Annotated in this window: 14 protein-coding genes; 6 read left to right on the top strand and 8 right to left on the bottom strand. The window is 52.3% G+C overall.

The annotated features are described in order from the left end of the window. The 4 genes from JI741_RS04500 to JI741_RS04515 all read left to right on the top strand — a co-directional run bounded on the left by JI741_RS04500 (position 1) and on the right by JI741_RS04515 (position 6,631). Positions 1 to 879, top strand: a complete 879-nt coding sequence (locus JI741_RS04500) for a DUF5777 family beta-barrel protein (RefSeq protein WP_202007789.1) — start codon at positions 1 to 3, stop codon at positions 877 to 879. A gap of 87 nt (positions 880 to 966) precedes the next feature. After that, the gene (locus JI741_RS04505) at positions 967 to 1,848 is read left to right on the top strand and encodes a hypothetical protein (protein WP_202007791.1); all 882 of its coding nucleotides are present in this window, start codon (positions 967 to 969) and stop codon (positions 1,846 to 1,848) included. Between the two features lie 511 nt (positions 1,849 to 2,359). Beyond that, a complete protein-coding gene (locus JI741_RS04510) occupies positions 2,360 to 3,046 on the top strand; it encodes a T9SS type A sorting domain-containing protein (protein WP_202007793.1) in 687 nt (228 codons plus the stop codon). Between the two features lie 12 nt (positions 3,047 to 3,058). Further along, entirely contained in the window at positions 3,059 to 6,631 is a 3,573-nt protein-coding gene (locus JI741_RS04515; RefSeq protein ID WP_202007795.1) for a fibronectin type III domain-containing protein, read from the top strand. A 92-nt stretch (positions 6,632 to 6,723) separates the two neighbouring features. Here the strand turns inward: JI741_RS04515 and JI741_RS04520 are convergent, their stop codons facing one another. From JI741_RS04520 to JI741_RS04530, 3 genes are all read right to left on the bottom strand, one after another. After that, a complete protein-coding gene (locus JI741_RS04520; protein WP_202007797.1) occupies positions 6,724 to 7,113 on the bottom strand; it encodes a response regulator in 390 nt (129 codons plus the stop codon). Beyond that, positions 7,110 to 10,520, bottom strand: coding sequence for an ATP-binding protein (locus JI741_RS04525; protein WP_202007799.1), 3,411 nt, complete (start codon positions 10,518 to 10,520; stop codon positions 7,110 to 7,112). Before JI741_RS04525 ends, JI741_RS04520 begins: the two co-directional genes overlap by 4 nt. Positions 10,521 to 10,747: 227 nt before the next feature. Next, a complete protein-coding gene (locus tag JI741_RS04530) occupies positions 10,748 to 11,566 on the bottom strand; it encodes a class I SAM-dependent methyltransferase (protein WP_202007801.1) in 819 nt (272 codons plus the stop codon). A gap of 431 nt (positions 11,567 to 11,997) precedes the next feature. Between JI741_RS04530 and JI741_RS04535 the strand changes: the two genes are divergently transcribed. After that, the gene (locus tag JI741_RS04535) at positions 11,998 to 12,450 is read left to right on the top strand and encodes a cold-shock protein (protein ID WP_202007803.1); all 453 of its coding nucleotides are present in this window, start codon (positions 11,998 to 12,000) and stop codon (positions 12,448 to 12,450) included. 61 nt (positions 12,451 to 12,511) lie between these two features. Here JI741_RS04535 and JI741_RS04540 read toward each other — a convergent pair whose 3' ends face one another. The 4 genes from JI741_RS04540 to JI741_RS04555 form a co-directional block, all read right to left on the bottom strand. Next, the gene (locus JI741_RS04540) at positions 12,512 to 12,706 is read right to left on the bottom strand and encodes a cold-shock protein (protein WP_202007804.1); all 195 of its coding nucleotides are present in this window, start codon (positions 12,704 to 12,706) and stop codon (positions 12,512 to 12,514) included. Positions 12,707 to 12,945: 239 nt separating this feature from the next. After that, on the bottom strand, positions 12,946 to 13,332 hold the full coding sequence (locus tag JI741_RS04545; protein ID WP_202007805.1) for a hypothetical protein: 387 nt from the start codon (positions 13,330 to 13,332) through the stop codon (positions 12,946 to 12,948). A 340-nt stretch (positions 13,333 to 13,672) separates the two neighbouring features. Further along, on the bottom strand, positions 13,673 to 14,767 hold the full coding sequence (locus JI741_RS04550; protein WP_202007806.1) for a fatty acid desaturase family protein: 1,095 nt from the start codon (positions 14,765 to 14,767) through the stop codon (positions 13,673 to 13,675). A gap of 432 nt (positions 14,768 to 15,199) precedes the next feature. After that, the gene (locus JI741_RS04555) at positions 15,200 to 16,540 is read right to left on the bottom strand and encodes a DUF418 domain-containing protein (RefSeq protein WP_202007807.1); all 1,341 of its coding nucleotides are present in this window, start codon (positions 16,538 to 16,540) and stop codon (positions 15,200 to 15,202) included. A gap of 242 nt (positions 16,541 to 16,782) precedes the next feature. On the opposite strand from JI741_RS04555, the gene JI741_RS04560 reads away from it, so the two are divergent. Beyond that, the gene (locus JI741_RS04560) at positions 16,783 to 18,237 is read left to right on the top strand and encodes a hypothetical protein (RefSeq protein WP_202007808.1); all 1,455 of its coding nucleotides are present in this window, start codon (positions 16,783 to 16,785) and stop codon (positions 18,235 to 18,237) included. Between the two features lie 33 nt (positions 18,238 to 18,270). Here the strand turns inward: JI741_RS04560 and JI741_RS04565 are convergent, their stop codons facing one another. Continuing rightward, positions 18,271 to 19,296, bottom strand: coding sequence for a phosphotriesterase family protein (locus tag JI741_RS04565; RefSeq protein WP_202007809.1), 1,026 nt, complete (start codon positions 19,294 to 19,296; stop codon positions 18,271 to 18,273). Between the last annotated feature and the right edge of the window lie 15 nt (positions 19,297 to 19,311).

Consider the following 19,311-nt stretch of genomic DNA (forward strand, 5'->3'; position numbering starts at 1 on the left):
ATGAAACACATTTCACTTCTCGTATTGCTCGCGTGTGTAGGTCCGCTGGCTGCGCAGGCACAAGATGATTTGCTCAACCAACTGGAAAAAACAACCGACGCGCCAACCTATGTATCACAAACCTTCAAAGGCACGCGACTGGTCAACGGCCATTCGGTGGAAACCATAGGCGCCGGCACGCTTGAGTTTATATTCTCTCACCGCTTCGGCCGGCTGAACGGCGGCCTCTATGAGCTGTTCGGATTGGATGACGCGTTTGTGAGGATTGGGTTGGAGTATGGCATCACCGACAACCTCGGCGTGGGTATCGGCCGGAACTCGGTCGACAAAACGGTTGACAGCTACCTGAAGTATAAACTGCTGCGCCAGCGACCGGGCGGTTCGCCCCTCACGGTGACGGCCTTTGGAAGCGCAGCCTACAAAACTTCGCCAAAGGACGACGATGTGCCTCCGGGATTTAAGACCTCCGATCGGTTGGCCTACACGGCGCAATTGCTGGTGGCACGCAAGCTCACGTCTAAACTATCGCTTCAGCTCATGCCTACGGTGGTGCACAAAAACTTTGTGGGCGAAGGTTCCGGGCGCAACGATCAGTTTGCCCTGGGTATGGGTGGTCGCATTCGTCTCACACGCAGCGTATCGGTGAACGCCGAATATTATTACCGCATTCAGCCCGAGGCCGGCACACCTTATAAGGACGCGTTGGGTCTGGCCATCGACATCGAAACCGGTGGTCACGTGTTCCAGATCGTGCTCACCAACACACGGGGCATGGTGGAGCGCACGTTTGTGACCGAAACCGACGGCGACTTCTTTGATGGCGACATCCACCTGGGCTTCAACGTGACGCGCGCCTTTCAACTGAAGAAGCAGAAATAGCCCATCCCAGACCAAAGATCCTCTCTTCTCTTTTTTCAACACACGAAATCACACAAATACTTATTGTTTCACTAAATTTAACAACCCATGAAATCAACATTCGAAACGTTTAGAAACCTGACCGGCACCGTCATCAAAACCGGCGCGCTTGCCCTGCTCATCGTCGTGGCCAGCTGTAGCAAAGACGACAATAACGAAGAACCCGTGAAGCCGGATCCAAAAGTGGAACTCACCATCCACCCCACCCTGGGCAACTACCTGACCGATGGCGACGGCAACACGCTGTATTACTTTTCGAACGATGTGGCCGGAGCAAACACCTGCACCGGCGGCTGTGCCACCAACTGGCCCATTTTTTTTGAAGACGCACTCACACAAGACTTCTTGGGAGAAGGACTTTCTCTTGACGACTTCGCCTCCATCACCACACCGGCCGGCAAGCAGACTACCTACAAAGGATGGCCCCTCTACTATTATGCTCCCGGTGGCGTGCGCGAAGCGGCCAACCAACAAACCGGCGAAGCCGTTGGTGGCGTGTGGTTCGTGGCAAAACCCGACTACACCATCATGATCGGTCGCGCACAACTGGTAGGCCAGGACGGCAAGAACTACAACGCCAACTACGAGGAAGGCACCGGCGCCGTAGCATACTTCACCGACGCACACGGCAGAACCATCTATTCCTTTGCGTTTGACAAAAAGGACAAAAACAACTACACCAATGGCGACGGCAGTCACGACGCCGTTTGGCCGATCTATAGCGAAGCACTTGAAGGCGTTCCGTCCACACTTGATCTCAATTTATTCGGAACCATCACCGTGTCGGGTGCCAAACAACTTACCTACAAGGGATGGCCGCTCTACTACTTTGGCAACGACGCCAAACGTGGCGACAACAAAGGCGTGAGCGTTCCCCAGCCTGGCGTGTGGCCCGTGGCGGTGAAGGATGCTGACGAAGCACCGCTGTAGCAGATATTCTTTTTATAGTAAAAGCCCGCGAGCTTGTGTGACAGATGTCGCCTGGTTCGCGGGCTTTTTGTTTTTTTGAGAATTGCCCTGCCGAAGGTCTTCCATTTTGAATGATGCTCAGCAAAATACACTTAACATCACCACTGCAAAAACATTCCCATTTATCTTTCCTGTTAGCCGCGCATTCACGCGTTCATGTTTGACATCAGCACACTTTCTGAAAATTTCTTTTAGCGTATCGAAAAAAAATCACTTCAGCATCATTCATTTCCATCACACATAACACATCCCAAACCTGTCGTTCACCGAAAAACAAATGCACTAGCAGACATTTCGATGGGCGACGTAAGGGATGCGTGGGCTTCGTGGTACATAGTTGAATAATCGTGCGAGATGTGGCTTCAGGTCTTGTTTTTTCTCAGCATGGTCCATGATAGTTGGGGAATCGAACAAGTGGAATTTAACGTCAGCAAACGTTTGTCCTCTATCTTTTAACCCAAACAAAAAATCTATGAAATCAAAACTGTTAGTGTATGGGATGATGGTAGGTGCTGCCTTGATCGGCAGTGCTTACAAGGGCCACGACGGAAAACCGCGTTGGTATGGAAACGATCATTTCAAGATCAACCATCGCGACAACGTGGTGACGGTAGCCATGGCGAAGATGCCATGGGAATCTTTTTCTGTTGACCTCGAAGACCTTCGTGCCTCCGAAGGTGTTATCGCTTTTGAAGTGAAATCGAAAGTGCCCGTTACGTTGCGCGCCGATGGTTTCACCCGCAACAACACGCAAGTGGAGCTTTTCAACGAGCAGCTTTCAGGTGATGCGTATCAACAAGTATCCTACACCTTCTCGGGTCGCGACGCCGGCATCAGTCACATTCTGTTTTATGTTGATCCGGGAAAGGAATTTCACGGCGACCTGGAGTTCCGGAATGTGCAGTCGATGGCCAGTACCGAGGGCGCTGTGATCCGCACGTTCCCCAATCCTACCTCGGGCGAAATCACGGTGCAGCTTCCCGACAACAAATTCAATCTCATCAGCCTCTACGATGCAGCGGGCAACGTGGTGTTGACACGACAGCCCGATGGCCTCACCACAAAAATCAATCTCGCCAACCAGCGCGCGGGCCTCTACCTGCTGAAAGCGCGGAGCAACACGGCGATGCTCACCACCAAAATCATTGTTGAACAATAACCGACCGCCATCATGAGACTATATCTATCCCTGTTAGGGTTATGCCTGTTGCTGTGCACAAATGTATTCGCACAAAAAATAAACCTCACCTCCGCGATGCTCTCCTACTACAATGGTCAGGGGAACTCCGCCATCGGGTTCACCGAACTGGTCGATGAACAGTCGCTCATCACCGGAACACTCACCGACAATTCCTACACACCACATCCCAGCACGTTGTGGATTCCCAGCTGGGGCGCCACACCTTCCGTGCAGGTTAACCTGGGCAGTACCTATGCCGTGTCGCACATTGCGCTCTACGACAGCTGGAACGCGGCCAACCTCACAGTGAAATATGACAACGCCGGTTCATGGGTCACGCTCTTCACGTGGGACATGAGCTATAGTGAAAAATGGAAAGCCGTGAACGTGAATGCCTCCACCAGTAAGCTGTTGTTTGAGTTTGCCGGACTTAATGCACAGATCGGCGAGATCGCCATCTTCGGCTCGGCAGCGTCCGACACACAAGCGCCAACGGTTCCCGGAAGTCTCTCCGCTCCTTCCAAAACCGCCGCGAGCGTGAACCTGAGCTGGACAGCCTCGACCGACAATATTGGCGTGGCGGGCTATGAAGTGTATCGCAACGGAACGCTCTATAGCACCGTGACCACCACCACAGCGTCCGTCACCGGGCTCACGGCGTCGACAGCCTACACGTTTAAGGTGCGCGCGAAAGATGCAGCGAATAATTTCTCTGCATTCACTTCCGATTTGTCCGTGACTACCAATGCAGCAACCGACACCCAAGCACCCACTGTGCCGTCGGGACTGGCATCGTCGGGTGTGACGGCTGGCGCTGTTACGTTGAGTTGGGGTGCTTCCACAGACAATGTGGGCGTGGCCGGCTATGAAGTATATCGCAATGGAACTTTGCTGACGACGGTAACAACACTTACCACTACCGTTACGGGACTGACGGCCTCCACCGCCTATGTATTTAAAGTGCGCGCGAAAGATGCCGCCAACAATTACTCTGCCTTCACATCAGACCTGAATGTGACCACAACCGCGGCAACCGATACCCAAGCGCCCACCGTGCCCGGATCGCTTGCCTCGTCAAATCTTTCCGCCACGGCCGTGACACTGAGCTGGACGGCGTCTATCGACAACGTGGGTGTGACCGGCTATGAAGTCCACAAAGACGGAACCCTGAACACCACCGTGACAACGACCACCGCCACCATCACCGGACTGTCGCCCTCTACAACCTATGTTTTCAGAGTACGTGCAAAAGATGCAGCCAGTAATTTTTCAGGCTACAGCACACAAATCAGTGTGACCACCCTTAGCGGCGGACCCTGCACACCGGGCAAGCTAACACTCACAGCTTCCATGATCAGCGGCGACGGAAATCCTACGGCACTCCTCGATGAGCAAACCCTGGCCGGCGATCCGGCAGGCGGCACGGGAGGCGCAACCTCCACAGCATGGTTCAACGGTTGGAACAGCGCTTCGTATCCGGCACGTGCCACGCTGAACTTCGGTACAACGGCAACACTAAGCGCCATTTATCTTCGCGACGTCAACGACCAGGGAACATTCACGGTAGAAGTTGGCAGCCCCGGCAACTGGAGCACGGTGGCCACCGACAACCTCACGGGCTACATGAGCTGGAACCAGCACAGCGTGAATGCATCGTCGCAGTATCTGCGCTTCACCATGGGAAGCTATTCTTCCAACGTGAGCGAAGTGGTGATCTATGGTTGTCTTGGTCCGGTGGTGCCCGACACAACACCTCCCGGCGCCATTACCACCTTGAGCACGGGCACTGCCTCCAGCACATCCGTTCAACTCGCGTGGACAGCCACGGGCGACGATGGCAACACCGGCTCTGCTTCGTCCTATGACGTGCGCTACAGCACCAGTGCCATCACGGCGGGTAACTTTGCCAGTGCCACACAAGCCACTGGGGAACCTGCACCCTTGTTTGCCGGCAACGCGCAGTCGTTTTTTGTGAGTGGCCTTAGTCCCTCCACTACCTACTACTTCGCCCTGAAGGCGATTGATGAAGCCAACAACACATCGGCCATTTCCAACGTGGTATCGAAAGCTACGTCTGCGGCGGGCACCACGGGCACCATCACCATAGATCAGTTCATCGGCACCAATGCATTTGTTGACGACCCCCTCGACAAAATGCAGGTGGCCGGTTTTGTGCGTGAATATCACAACTGGAATTGGGATGAAGGCGACATCTGGTCGGGCGGTGGCAACTGGGCCTATCCCGGCTATCCCAACAACCAGATCAAATGGGCACCGAGCGAAGCCGGCGGAGGCGGCTGGAACTTCGACACGTTCTATACCAACGTGCTGGCTGGGGGCATCACCATCTCACCCTGCATTCAGGGTTCGGTTGCTTGGCTGCAGGGTGGCACCAATTTCCCCGGCGACGACAAGCCCGTGGACGAAGCGGGCGCCAGCACCACCAACCCCAACTCGTATGAAAAGAAAGCACACCACATGTTTCAGTTTGCCGCGCGCTATGGTTCCACACACGTGGCCGACAACAAGCTGACACTGGCCGCCGGCCAACCGCGCAACACCGGCATGGGCCTGGTGAAATACGTCGAAGACTGGAACGAGCAGGACAAAAACTGGATGGGTGCCAATGCACAATTCTCGGCACAGGAATATGCCGCCATGGCCAGCGCCAACTACGACGGCCACGCCAACACCATGCACCAGGGCAGCGGAACGTTTGGTGTGAAAAATGCCGACCCCAACATGAAGCTTGTGATGGGTGGAATTTTTCAACTCAACCTTCCCTACATCCAGGACATGAAGGCGTGGTTTCAGGCTAACCGCGCCGACGGAAAGTTTGCGGCCGATGTGATCAACGTGCACGACTATGCGTGGCTCAACCCGTGTGGTCCTTGTGGTGGCCCGGCAAAGAGTCCAGAAGAACACGACTATAAAAATCTGTTGCTGCCCTTCACACAATACCGTGATGCAAACCTGCCCGGTCTTGAAGTGTGGATCTCTGAGTTTGGCTGGGACACCAATCAATCGTCGTCGTTGCGTGTGCCGCTCATTGGCCCCTTCGACGCACAGGAAGTGCAAGGTCAATGGATGGTGCGTGCCTACCTCGCCTTTGCTGCCGCGCGGGTCGACCGCGCCATGCAATACATGCTGCGCGACGTGAACCCCAACGACGCCACGCACTTCTCCACTTCGGGCCTTGTGGCACAAAAGAACGACTGGACACCAAAGAAGTCATGGTATTATGTGTATACATTAAAAAATACGTTGACAGGCATGGTGTTCCTGGGCGAGCAAGCCACATCCGATCCGAATGTGCTCATATACAAATTCAAGAGTGCCACGGGCAACAACGGCGCGTATGTGGTATGGGCTAAGACCCGTCAGAACTATACGGCAACCGGATTCAGCGTATCCCTCTCGGGAAGCCCCACGTCGGCCACGAAAGTGGAGATGGTGCCCGGCGACACCGATGGTGTGAGCTCGTCGCTCACCATCACCGGCGGACAGGTTTCGATTAATGTGAGTGAACGACCTGTGTTTATCAAAGTCAATTCAATTCAATAAACGTTGTCTACATGCAAAAACGGCGCGGGAGAAATTTCTCCTGCGCCGTTTTTTTTGTATGCTGCTTTAGAATAGAAGCTAGTTCAACCGTTTCACAAACGCTGCATCACATCTCTCAATATTTCCTTCAGCGTCGTGAAGCTGTCGGGCTTGGTAATGAAGGTCCATGCGCCCAGTTGCAAGGCTTTGTTCTTGTCCTGCTCCACAGAAGATGTGGAGTAGATGATGACAGGAATGTCGCGATAGTGGTGGTCGTTCTTCAATTTATTGAGAAACTCCCAGCCGTCCATCACGGGCATGTTAATGTCCAGGAAGATGGCTTCTACGTCGATGTTTTTTTGCTGAAGCAACCGCAAGGCCTCTTTACCATTCTCCGCCAGGTGGCATGTAATGCTCTTGTCTATCGAGGCCAGTGCTTCCACAAACAACTCGCGGTCGTCGAGATCGTCGTCGGTCAACAAAATGTTCCGGTGGGCGGTCATGCGGGCAAACGTTTTTCGTGATGAACTCTTGGCAAACAGATGGTGAAGGTTGCACCCTGATTTTCGCCCCCCTGCGCAGCAATGGTTCCGCGGTGGCGTTCAACTATTTTCTTGCACAAGGCCAGTCCAAGCCCCGTGCCTTCAAAAGTATCTTTCGAATTCAAACGCGTGAATGCGTTGAAGATGCGATCAGCGTATTGCTGATCGAACCCGATGCCATTGTCGGCCACCACTATGGCGGCATAGTCCTTTCCCTCCACCACCAACTCCTGCGAGGTGATGGTGATGACGGGATGCTCGCGCGAAAACTTCAGCGAGTTGTTGATGAGGTTATAAAACAACTGGTAAATCAACACGGGTGCACCGTCTACCGTGGGCAGATGTTCCCTGGTGATGGTGGCGTTCTTTTGCTGAATCACCACTTCCAGATCTGTTTCAATGCTCGCGATGATGTCGTTCAGGTCTACGCGCGTGATGGTCTGCTCCGATTCGTTTAGCGAAGAATACCGCAACACGCCGTCGATCATGGACAGCATGCGCGCAGACGCCTGTTGCATTTTGTCGAGGTAGTTTTTTCCGCGCTCCGGAATTGACTGACTAAACTCTTCCTGCAATCGATTCACAAAGGTTTTAAATTTCCTGACGGGCTCTTTCAGGTCATGACTGGCCACGTGGGCAAACTGCTGAAGGTCTTCGTTTGACCGCTGCAGCTCGGATGTTCTTTTTTCGACCAGCACTTCGAGAGTCTCTGTGAGCTCGCGATACTTTTTTTCGCTTTCTTCTATTTTTTTCCGTGCCATAACCTGGTCGGTCACTTCAATGGCGAAGTTCAACACCCCTTGTATGTTCCCGCGAAGGTCATACCAGGGTTGATTGATCAGATTAAAATAACGGTCCGTAGACTCGCCATATCTTTGTTTGTCACGAAACACCACACCTTGCTCGTTCTGGCAGATCGTCTTTCCATTTTTATAAACATCTTCCAACATTTCAATAATCCCCTGACCTTCCAGTTCCGGCAAGGCATCGCGAAGTTTCATGCCTGTGAAATCGACGTCGCCAAAGATCTCTTTGTTTTTTGGGTGAAACAGTTCATAGACAAAATCAGGTCCTTTAAACACGTTGATGATGGCGGGCGCTTGCAGGAACAGCTGATAGAATTGCTGCTCGGTTTCACGCCTAACCTGGTTCACGCGAATGTGATTGTTGATGCGCACCAACAGTTCTTTCGCCGAGAATGGTTTGATCAGATAGTCGTCGGCCCCGGCATCGAGACCCTCCACTTTCGCTTCTTCGCCGGCCCGCGCCGACAAAAAGATGACGGGTATATTTTTTAGTTCGGCGTGACTGCGCAGCCGCTTCAGCAAACCAAAGCCATCGAGCTTCGGCATCATGATGTCTGAAAGCAGAAGGTTGGGTTTGTGCACTAGTATCTTTTCATAGGCATCTTCGCCGTCTACCGCGGTGATCACCGCGAACTTGTCGGACAGCAGCCGGTGCACGTAGGCGCGCATGTCGGCGTTGTCGTCGGCCAGCAGCACTTTGTTTTTCCGGGCACCGTTCGCCGTTTCCATTGGCTCCTCAGGTTGCGTGGCTTCGTCGTGCGACCATTTCAAGGCTTCGCCCACAAACGTGGTGGAGTGGTTGAGCGATGGCCCGGAGGTGTTGTTGAGTTCAATTCTGTCGGCCATCAAATGATCTTTGCCAACCGGCATGTGTATCGTAAAAACCGATCCTTCACCGGGCTTGCTCTCCACCCGAATGGTGCCGTGGTGCAGCTTCACCAGCTCTTTCACCATGGCCAACCCGATGCCGGTTCCCTCCTGGCTTCTGCCCCCGCTGTTCTCGACGCGATAGAAACGGTCGAAAATTTTATCGAGCTGATCTTCCGGGATGCCCACACCGGTGTCTGACACCGACACGCTTATCAATTGTCCTTCCTGTTGTATGTCTACCACAATCTCGCCGTCGCGACTATACTTGAACGCGTTAGACACCAGGTTGAGAATGATGCGTTCCCACATGTCGACATCCACATAAACATCGCCGCTGATTTCGCCCCGGTGAATGTGCAGGTGCATGCCCGCGCGTTCGATGGCCGAGCGAAAGGTGCTGGCCAGATCTTCGGTGAGGGCCGCGATGTCGACACGGCTAAATCGCCCTTCCATGCGACCGGCTTCGATCCTCGAAAATTCCAGCAAGGTGTTCACCAGCTTTTGCATCCGCAGCGCGTTTCGATGGGCCACGTCAAGCCGGACCTTATTTTCCGGATTGGTGTGCGGATCGTTCAGCGAATCTTCGAGCGGCGCCAGCAGCAACGTGAGTGGCGTACGGAATTCGTGGCTGATGTTTGAGAAGAATGTGGTTTTGGCTTTGTCGATTTCGGCCAGTGCCTTGGTTCTTTTCCGCTCTTCTTCTAACACGTGAACATCCGAAAAACTTGTCGCTATCTGGTCGGCCACCAGCGAGAAGAAGCCAAGGTATTTTTCGTCGAACAAACGATAGGGATTGAGTCCCACCACCAAAACACCATAAGGATCTTTGCTGCCCGTTTGCACAATGGGCAACACGATCACTTTTTCGGGCGGCTTTGTCCACGCGCCGCTGGGCAGCACGCCAATTTTCTGCGTCACGTTTTCCACCACCTGCACTTTGCGTGTAGCCACGGCTTTGCTTAGCACAACAGCGATTTCATGGTCTGCCCTCAGGTCTACCTCTTCCGCAAACGACGCGGCATGTTGGCCCAATGGCGTGGCCTTGATGAGCCGGGCTTTGTGGTTGGCGATTGTTCTGAAAACCGCGAAGGGAAAATCGAATGGGTTTTCGGTGAGGGTGGCAATGGCGCCTTCTATCACCTGCTCATGCGTTTGTGTGTCGGTGAGGTTCTTGCCCAACTGCGTGAGGGTTCGAAGCTGCCGCTCGCTGATGATCCGCTCGGTGTCGTCGGTGTTGGCACAGATCATTCCGGCCGGGCCGCCGTCGTCGCCTGGAATGGGAGTGTATGAAAATGTGTAGTAGGTTTCTTCCGGGTAGCCGTTGCGTTCCATAATGAGCAACTGCGATTCCACATAGGTGCCCTCGTCGTTCTCCATCACTTTCTTCAGCAGGGGTTCGATGTCGCGCCAAATGTCTTTCCAAACCTCCGAGGCGGGCAACCCCAGGGCACGAGGGTGCTTGCCGCCTACAATTGCTTTGTAGGGATCGTTATACAGCTTGATCAGTTCCTTGCCCCACCCGATCCAGATCGGTTGCCGCGAGGTGAGCATGATGCGAATGCAGGTGCGAAGGTTCTGGGGCCAGGAAGTAATGGGACCAAGGGAAGTTTTCGACCAGTCAAACTCACGGATGCGTTCGCCCATCTCGCCACCACGGGCCAAAAATTCCGGTCTGACAATTTGAGGATTCACATTCTCCATAGGGCAGCAACAGGGAGGGTAATGTTAAACATTGCTAAGATAAAACATATCGGAATAAAGGCATTGCCCTCAAAAACAACGAAGGGGGATGTTTGTTTTGGAAAGCGACCGGAAGCCGGGTTTAGTAAATCCATTCATGGGCGAGGTGGTGGTAAACAACAAAAGGTGCCGACGGCACCTTTTGTTGTTTGAACTTTTGAATTTCGGATCGCCTTTTTTTATGCGAGCGTGGGTTTGCGCAGCACGAACCGGTAGTAGGGACGCGTGCCCGCTTTGAGCGTTGTGTGAAAGGGTGAGCCCACCACGCCGGCAAATTCGCAGAAGAGTTTTTGCCATTTGGCGGGGACGAGTTTCCCGATCAGTTCGCGTTTCTCGGGATCTTCGGCTTCGATGGCGCGCACCACGTTGTCGCTGATATTTTCTTCTTCCACACATTCCAGGCCGCTGGAGGAAAGCTGTTCCTTGAAAATTTTCATGTTTTCGAGCGAGTTCCTGAAATCTACCAGCAGCAAGTAGCCTCCCGGGCTTAGCACACGTTTCGCTTCGGCGAGGAACGTGGCCACACAGCCATAGCCGTGACAGGATTCTACATTGATGACCACGTCGATGGAGTTGTCGGCCAGCGGAATGGCTTCGGCGCTTCCCTGGATGAATTTGAGGTTGGGCGCTACGTGAATTTTGTTGGCCAGGACCACGGAATTTTTGGCGATGTCCATGCCGGTATAGGATGCGGGTTTGAGGGCGCGCACGATGTAGTTTGCCCCGCCGCCGCGACCGCTGCCGATTTCCAGCAATTTTTTTCCTTCCACGTTTGCCTTGGAGGCCAGGTAGTGATACATCTGCATGGAATAGCGTTGGCGGCTGGCCTTTTCACAAATGTCGCTTGGTTTTTCGTTTTCGTTGGCCATGTAGCCATAGTTCATGAAGTGCCAATCGGACGCCGGAATGTACTTCGCCAAAAGCTCATAGGTGATTTTCGCGTTCAGACGTTTGAACCACGGATAGCCTTTCAGGAGACGAATTGTTTTGTTGATCATAGAATGTAGAGATTAGGATAAAAAGTATGTTCTACCGCAGAATGGGATTGGTGTGGAAGAACAGTATAAAGGACGATGCTTTCGCTGAGGTCGGTACAAAGGGCAGAAGGTAAGGATCTCAGAAACTTGTTTGCTTAGCTTGACAAACACCCGACACGCGAGAATCCTCTGAATGCCCAACGATTTTAAATAATAACTTTGTCACAGCGCTTTCTGGGCGGGATTGGTGGAGTGTTGATTGATACAATATCACCCTATAAAAGGATAAATCCTATAGTTTTTACGATTTGCTTTCGGGCATTCGCAGCATAGTGGAAATTGCCGTATCTTTACGCATCCTTCCTGTTTTGAGAAAAGTTTAGCGCGCTAGGCCCTTCCCATTCAACACCAAGGTCCTTTTTCAGAACTCATTATTCACTAACCAACACTACATGGCCCGTTCCCAAGAATCATTCAACAAAAAAGAACTCGAAAAAAGAAGAGTGCAGAAACGCAAAGAGAAAGAGCAACGCAAAGAAGAACGAAAGTCCGAACCAAAGTCGGACAGCTCGTGGGAGAACATGGTCGCCTACGTCGACGAAAACGGGAACATCACCGACACGCCTCCCGATCCCACCCGCAAAAAAGTAATCAACACCCTCGACATCGTGACCGGTTCGCGCAACACCGGCAGCGTAGTTTCTGCAAAGACCAGAAAAGGGAAAGTTATGTTTTTCAACACCTCGAAAGGATTTGGCTTCATCAAAGACACTGAAACCGGCGAAAGCATTTTTGTGCCCAGCAAGAGTCTGATGAACCCCATCAAAGACAACGACATGGTTACATTCGAAACCGAACAAGGTCCCAAGGGCCTGAACGCGGTGAAAGTGAAATCACTGAAATAAAAAACTCCAGGCATAAAAAAAGCCCCGACAAGTCGGGGCTTTTTTTATGTGCTGAAGCGGCTTAGTCAACCAGCTTTACTTTCACGGCATTCAAGCCTTTCTTGCCTTTTTCTACCTCGTATTCCACTTCGTCGTTTTCACGGATCTCGTCGATGAGACCTGACGAATGAACAAAAATATCTTGTTCGTTTGCGTTTGAGGGCTTAATAAATCCAAAACCTTTGGACTCATTAAAGAATTTCACTGTTCCTTGCATTGTAATATTGTTTATAAAAAGATCATCGTATACTGCAGCCAGCCCGATAATTACCAGTAACAATCACATTAATTTTTGTTTGCGAGACGCGAACGAAGAGTAACGAACGGTAGGGGAATTAAAGATGGGAAAAAGACCACGATGTATCAGCCTTGATTCCAGTAAACTTAAACTACAGCACAAAGGTAGTCCTTTGCCTGTGCTAAACCTACGTTATCCAAAAGTATTTGGCGTGTTCGCTACGAAACCTCGCTTTCAGCCTCCAGAGGCTGTTCCACTACAGGCACGCGCACAATGTGCAACACAAACCGGTTGTCGAGTGTGAACTCAAACGTGTTCTTTGCCAGTTGTTCGCTGGCCTTGCGCGACATGTTGAGCATGCTCAGCAGGTCTTGCGCCGTGATCGAGTTCTTGATGTTGTTCTTGGCTTTGCCCAGGTGAGCGTGTAGCACAAACGAAAAACTTTTCTCCTTTGGCGCCAGCGCCTTAAACTCATGTGCATAGAGTTTATACTGTTGCGGGCCTTCGGATGCAGCCAGCATAAGGTGTATGATGGCCGGGCGGTATTTGTTCCATAAGGAAAGGTAAGCTGTTGGGGTCATGGTGCTGAAAAGGTTGATATCCATTGTGAGGGCTTTTTTTAAAGGTCAATGCGATTTTTTAGTCCAGGTATGTTCTGATCGAATGGCTATGGACAATGGCCTGTAGCCTCCGGGTTGCCCTCTCTTTTATCGTATGATGGGTGATCTGCCTGCTGCTCGTTGGGTTGCATCATGAGTTAACAATTAAAATACGTTTGCCAGAAACGCGCTGCCGGCACATTCATTCGCCAGCCTTTCTTCACAACTTCAGGCCCCAGGTCAGCCTAAGCCTCTATACCAAAAATGCATTTTACAATCCGCTGCATGCACCGCAAGGTGCGCAGCACTTCCCGTTCAAAACAAAAAGCGCTGCTCCAGGTTCCACCTAGGCGGGTCTCACGCCGAGCTGCTTCAGCAGCTTGCCGTGTTTCACCAGCGCCTGAAAGAACGTGCGTGTGCTTTTGTAGGGAAGTCCAAACTCAGCCGCCGTGTCGCGCACGATACCGGAAATCTTCCTGTAGTGCACGTGGCAGATGTTGGGAAACAAGTGATGTTCGATTTGAAAATTAAGACCGCCCACATACCACGAAAACCAGCGGCTTCGGTTGCCAAAGTTGGTGGTGGTGAGCAATTGGTGCACGGCCCAGTTGTTTTCCAGCGCGTTGGCTTCGTCAGGCAACGGAAAGGCTGTTCCTTCGATGACGTGCGCCGGCTGGAAAATGATGGCCAGGATGAAACCGGCAATGTAGTGCATGATGAGAATGCCCAGCATGATTTGCCACCACAAAAGGGGCGTCACCAGCAAAGGCAGCACAAAAATATAACCGATGTAGAGCAGTTTGGTGAAGATGAGGATGAACCACTCTGCCGTGATGTTTGCATTCTGGCGTTTGGCCAATCCCGATTTCTGATAGCGCACGATGCGCACAAAGTCTTTGAAGAACAGCCACACAATGGTCATGAGGCCGTAGAGAAACCACGCGTAGATAAATTGATACTTGTGCACTTTTTTCCAGGCCGTGTGGGGCGTCATGCGAAGGGCGCCGCGGGGGCTGATATCTTCGTCTTCCTCGTGCACGTTGGTGAAGGTGTGATGCAACACGTTATGCTGCATTTTCCAGTTGAAGGCGTTGGCGCCGATGAGGTTCAGCGAATAGCCGATCACAATGTTGATCCAGTTGCGTTTTGCATAGGCACCGTGGTTGGCATCGTGCATCACCGACAGGCCGATGCCGGCCAGACCAAGGCTCATCACCAGCAACGCCGGCAGCAACATCCAGGATGTTGACACCACGTTTGTTACAATCAGCACATAGGGACCTATGTAGGCCGCGAACATGCAAATTGTTTTGATCACCATTTCCAGGTTGGCATGGCGACTGATTTTGTGGTTCTTGAAATACTCGTTCACGCGCTTGTTCAGCGTGACGGAGAAATCGCGATTGGTGTTGGCAAACGTGATGGTTTTGGGGTTTTGCATTATTCGATTTTATAATAAGAATGGCAATTCTGACGAAGATCCTTGCGCACAATGTCGTGCATCTTCTGTACTGTTGTTAACACCAGGCGTGAACATTAAATTTCACAGCGTCAAATAAACCGGCATTACTAATTGTGGAAGGGATTAAGAAACTACTATTCCGCGGGAAAGAATTAGGGCAGTGTTATTAAAAGAATCCGCAATTGATGCTGTAAAGATACCTCGAATAAAGTTACCAACCTACACTTTCCCAAAAGGGCACGATGAATTGAAAGCGTCACAAAACCACAATATGCAGCTGCATTTGTCGTTAGATAACGCTCTGTGAAGCGCGCGCGAATGTTGCCCGCACGTTTGTCTCAGATTAGGATGTGCTTTAAATGCTGTTTCGGACCAAAATAAAATCACAACCAACCCGAAACACGAATCGCATCACGACACCGAAACCGGTTTCATCACGGTGGTGTCTTCTGTTCCCTTGCGAAACGGTTGCCGTTGCCAATAGGTTAACGCGCGCCACGCCCACTCCAGCGGACCAAAATGAAAGTAGCGCAGCCAGAGCGGACTCACCACCAGCTGAACCAGCCAGACGCCAAACACCACATAGTAAAGCTCATGCCGCATCAGCTTCCCATACATGCCAAAGCCGATGCCCAGAAAAACCGTGTTGCAAATGAGCGTTTGCATGATGTAGTTCGTGAAAGCCATTTGTCCCACCGCCGCCAGCGCGCGTTGCAGCAAGGGAAAAACGCCCGACTTGATGAACAGCATGATGACACCGATGTGCCCGATGGTGGTGAACAGTCGCCCGAGGTCGTAGGTGATGCTGGTGACTTCGCGCGACATCACGCTGAAGTGCTCACGCAGCATGTGGGCGGTTTCAAAATAATTCACGGTGAGGCCCACGGCATAGCCCACACCCACCATGCCAAGATAGTAGGCGTTGGTGCGGGTGGCTTTGAAAATGCCGTTCTTCAAAAACGCCATGCCCATCAACATCATGGCCAACACGTCAAAAAAGAAGTAACGATACATGATGAACGTTTCCATGAATTGATTGATGGATGCCTTGAACCACACGATGTCGAAGTAGCTGCCGTGGCGCCCGGCAATATCTTCCTTGATTTTTTCGGCCGATGGTTTTTGTTCCGCCAGGATGCCCTGCCACGTTTCGATGGCTTTGGTTTCTATGGGTGTCAGGGTTTGTCCGGCTTTTTGTTTTTGTTCGGCGGCCGTGGCATGCTGAAATGCATAGTTTGCTACCAGGTAGTCTTTCACAGACAGCAACGTGAGAAACGACAACAACACCACTGCGCCGATCATAAGATGTTTTGGTTTCCACACTCTGAAACTGAAAGCAACCATGCCCACCAGCGCATAGGCATAGAGAATCTCGCCATCCCACAGCAACACATAGGCATGCAGAACGCCAAACAGCAACAGCCACGTGATTCTGCGAAAGTAAAGATCGGTGACCGACACGCCGTGCACCGTTTCGGTGGCGCGGCTGGTGAACAGGATGATGCCGGCACCAAACAGCATGGAGAACATGCCGCGCATGGTGCCTTCAAAAAACATGGAGCTGATCCACCACACCCGCAGGTCCCACCCTTCGGCACCACCCGACACGGTGGGATCGAAATAGGCATGCGACAAACCGAAGCTGGTGATGTTCATGAGCAAGATGCCGAGCAAGGCAACGCCGCGTATGGTATCCATGGCGTTGATTCTGCCGCTACCGACGGTAGGCGCAAAAACTTGAGAGGTTGACATGGGATGAGAGGGGTTAGAGGGTACTTCGGGAATGAATATAAAAAAAAGTAAACCGATATGCCAGCCCTGAAAACAGTGTGATGCATACGGAACGTTAATTTTTTTTAACGTCGGAACACGCATCCTAAACCAGCCGCTCGTGGTGACGGGCGTTGGTTCTTTTCTTGAAAATGAGGTTATTTATCATTCGGTCACCCAAGCTTATGCATTCCATTGAATCGTTATACTCGTTAGTGCAGTGTATGTCGAAATCGGAGAAGCGGTATTTCCGTTTGAACACCGACATACAGAAAGGTGAGAAGGCCTACATTGCATTGTTCGATGTTCTGGAATCGTGCCACGAGGTTTCGTCGCTTCACGCCGCGGTGGCACGCGCCTTTCCCAACACCCGCGTGGAGCCCGCCCGCAAACATCTTTACAAGGTGTTGATGAAAAGCCTTCGCCAATACACGCGCGAAGACATTGACGTGAAACTTATGAACCTGTTGCAGGACAGTCGCATTCTCTACAACCGCGGGCTGGTGAAAATGAGTTTCGACCAGTTGGCCAAGGGAAAACAACTGGCGCTGGTGCACGAAAAATTTATGTACTACGCCCTGCTGGCCAAGCAGGAACTTCATTCTCTGGAGCGTCTGCAATTTGCCGGCACATCGGAAGCGGCCCTCATCGAAAAGCAGGAAATGCTGGGACGCATGCTGGAACAGGAAAGCAAGATCAGCAAACACGCCATGCTCTTTGAAGTGTTGTTGCTGCGCTATCGGAAAAATGGCGTGGCGCGAAGCGCGAAAGACATTACGGTGCTCAATGACTTGTTGCTGGAAGAATATCAACTGCTGAAGGACGCGCGCTACAAATCGTTTCACGCCGACCAGCTTCACCTGCACTTTCAGTCGACCTATTTTCAGATGACGGGCGATCCGCAAGGCAGCCTGGACGTGTTTCATGAGCTGAACAGCCTGTTCCAAAAAAACCGCCACCTCTGGAAAGACACACCGCTCTATTACCTGCAATTGCTGGAAGGCATTCTCTATGACCTGCGCTGGATGGGCAAGTATGACGACATGGACTTTTTTCTTGGCGAACTGAACACACTGGCCGAGCTGAGCGAAGAGCTTCACCTGGTGGTGAAATACAAAACGGTGGAATATGACCTGCTCCGAAAGGTAGACCAGGGGTTGTTTGCCGACGCGTGGCGCGTGCTGGAACACCATAAGGCCATGATCGCGAAAGAGGCGCATCAGCTTCCCTTTTACATGGAGCTGGCCTTGCAGTTGGCCATGGTGCGAACCTATATGACGCACGGCCACTATTCGCCGGCGCTGAAGATCATCAACAAAATATTGAACCTCCCTCCCGATGCCGTGAACCCTTCGCTGCACACGCTGTTTCAGTTGCTGAACCTGCTGGTGAATGCCCTGATGGACGACGTGACCTATCTCTCGCACGCCCTCCGCGCCGTGGAGCGCAAATTGAAATCGGAGCGCAAGCTGTTTGAAACGGAACAGCTCATTTTGTCGACGCTGAAAAAGTGGGTAGCCCACAAACCGGTTGCCGCGCTGGAGGCTGGACTGGTTACCCTGGCGGAGAATCCTTATGAACACCAACTGATCCGCGAGCTGTGTTTGAAATTCTGGTTTGGGAAAATGAAGTTTCAGAAAGATGTTGGCGCGCGCCGGTATGCGGTTGTTAAAAAGTGAGTTTGCCTGCATGACAGATACAGCGTTCGCATTTCACAGCTTCCGCACCCTGACCGTGAATGCGCTTGCGGGATTCGCTATGAAGAGCATGTCGAGTTCCGCTTGTGAAAATCCGTTTGCTTTCAGGGCTGGGATAAACTGTGTGAAGATGCAGTTGTAGTCTTTGTAATTGCCTCCGTTTGGTTCGCCCACGTTATACCATCCCGAGTCTTGCGACACCAAGACGCGGTGAAGAAGTTTTTCCTTCTTCATGTTTTGAAGACGCTCCACATTTTCCTGCACCGTTTCGGGATTGACGCCGTCGAACGACACCCAGCTTTCTTTACGGGCGGCCTCCACGTGATAGGCCTTGTCGGTTTCGTTTTGGGCGTGCACCCAGATGCGCGCAGCGGGCGACACACCGCGTGCAGCAAGAATGACAAGCTGTTCGCGTGCAGCGTTGCCGTTGCCCGTGTGCACGGCGAGCGTGAGGCCGGTGGCGAGGTGTGTGAGGGCGGCGCTGTCGATGATTTTGCGTTGGGTGTTGGTTAGGGGTGCTTTGTCTACGCTGGTTTTGATGAAGCCGGGGCGGATGCCGGTGCCTTCGATGCCGTGGTGAAATTCGTCGGTCCAGCGGGCGGCGAGTTGTTCGGCGGTTTCGGTGTAGGCGTGTTTGGGGAGGAAACGTTCTTCCACGGCCCCGTAGTAGCCCGTGTTGGTGATGATGTTAAGGCCTGTGGCATCGGCGAGGCGTTTGAGCAGGAGCACATCGCGACCGAGGTAGGCCGGTGAACAATCGATGAAGGTTACACAGCCGCGTTTCTTCACGTCCTGGAGAAAGGGCAACGCGCGGGCAAACACTTCGTCGGCCACGTAGCGGTCGCGGCTGTATTTTTCGGCGCCGATGAAGTCGGCGAGTACGTGTTCGTGGGTGAGGGTGAATTTCAGGTCGCGTGGGCGAAGGGGGCCGTTGACGCCGATGATTGTTTCGTCGGCGGCGCGGGCTGCCGTGACGTGTGGAAAGGTGGCGGCGGTGGCTACCGTTGCTATCGTTTTGTGAATGAATTTTCTGCGGTTCATAAAGGGCGGGCTCTT

It is taken from the genome of Chryseolinea lacunae (genome assembly GCF_016735595.1).
Classification (GTDB): Bacteria; Bacteroidota; Bacteroidia; order Cytophagales; family Cyclobacteriaceae; genus Chryseolinea; species Chryseolinea lacunae.

Excerpts from the sequence above, each read along its gene's own strand:
- JI741_RS04545 (WP_202007805.1), bottom strand. The coding sequence starts at position 13,332 with ATGGATATCAACCTTTTCAGCACCATGACCCCAACAGCTTACCTTTCC.
- JI741_RS04565 (WP_202007809.1), bottom strand. The coding sequence starts at position 19,296 with ATGAACCGCAGAAAATTCATTCACAAAACGATAGCAACGGTAGCCACC.
- JI741_RS04530 (WP_202007801.1), bottom strand. The coding sequence starts at position 11,566 with ATGATCAACAAAACAATTCGTCTCCTGAAAGGCTATCCGTGGTTCAAA.
- JI741_RS04510 (WP_202007793.1), top strand. The coding sequence starts at position 2,360 with ATGAAATCAAAACTGTTAGTGTATGGGATGATGGTAGGTGCTGCCTTG.
- JI741_RS04550 (WP_202007806.1), bottom strand. The coding sequence starts at position 14,767 with ATGCAAAACCCCAAAACCATCACGTTTGCCAACACCAATCGCGATTTC.
- JI741_RS04540 (WP_202007804.1), bottom strand. The coding sequence starts at position 12,706 with ATGCAAGGAACAGTGAAATTCTTTAATGAGTCCAAAGGTTTTGGATTT.
- JI741_RS04505 (WP_202007791.1), top strand. The coding sequence starts at position 967 with ATGAAATCAACATTCGAAACGTTTAGAAACCTGACCGGCACCGTCATC.
- JI741_RS04535 (WP_202007803.1), top strand. The coding sequence starts at position 11,998 with ATGGCCCGTTCCCAAGAATCATTCAACAAAAAAGAACTCGAAAAAAGA.
- JI741_RS04555 (WP_202007807.1), bottom strand. The coding sequence starts at position 16,540 with ATGTCAACCTCTCAAGTTTTTGCGCCTACCGTCGGTAGCGGCAGAATC.
- JI741_RS04560 (WP_202007808.1), top strand. The coding sequence starts at position 16,783 with ATGTCGAAATCGGAGAAGCGGTATTTCCGTTTGAACACCGACATACAG.
- JI741_RS04520 (WP_202007797.1), bottom strand. The coding sequence starts at position 7,113 with ATGACCGCCCACCGGAACATTTTGTTGACCGACGACGATCTCGACGAC.
- JI741_RS04515 (WP_202007795.1), top strand. The coding sequence starts at position 3,059 with ATGAGACTATATCTATCCCTGTTAGGGTTATGCCTGTTGCTGTGCACA.
- JI741_RS04500 (WP_202007789.1), top strand. The coding sequence starts at position 1 with ATGAAACACATTTCACTTCTCGTATTGCTCGCGTGTGTAGGTCCGCTG.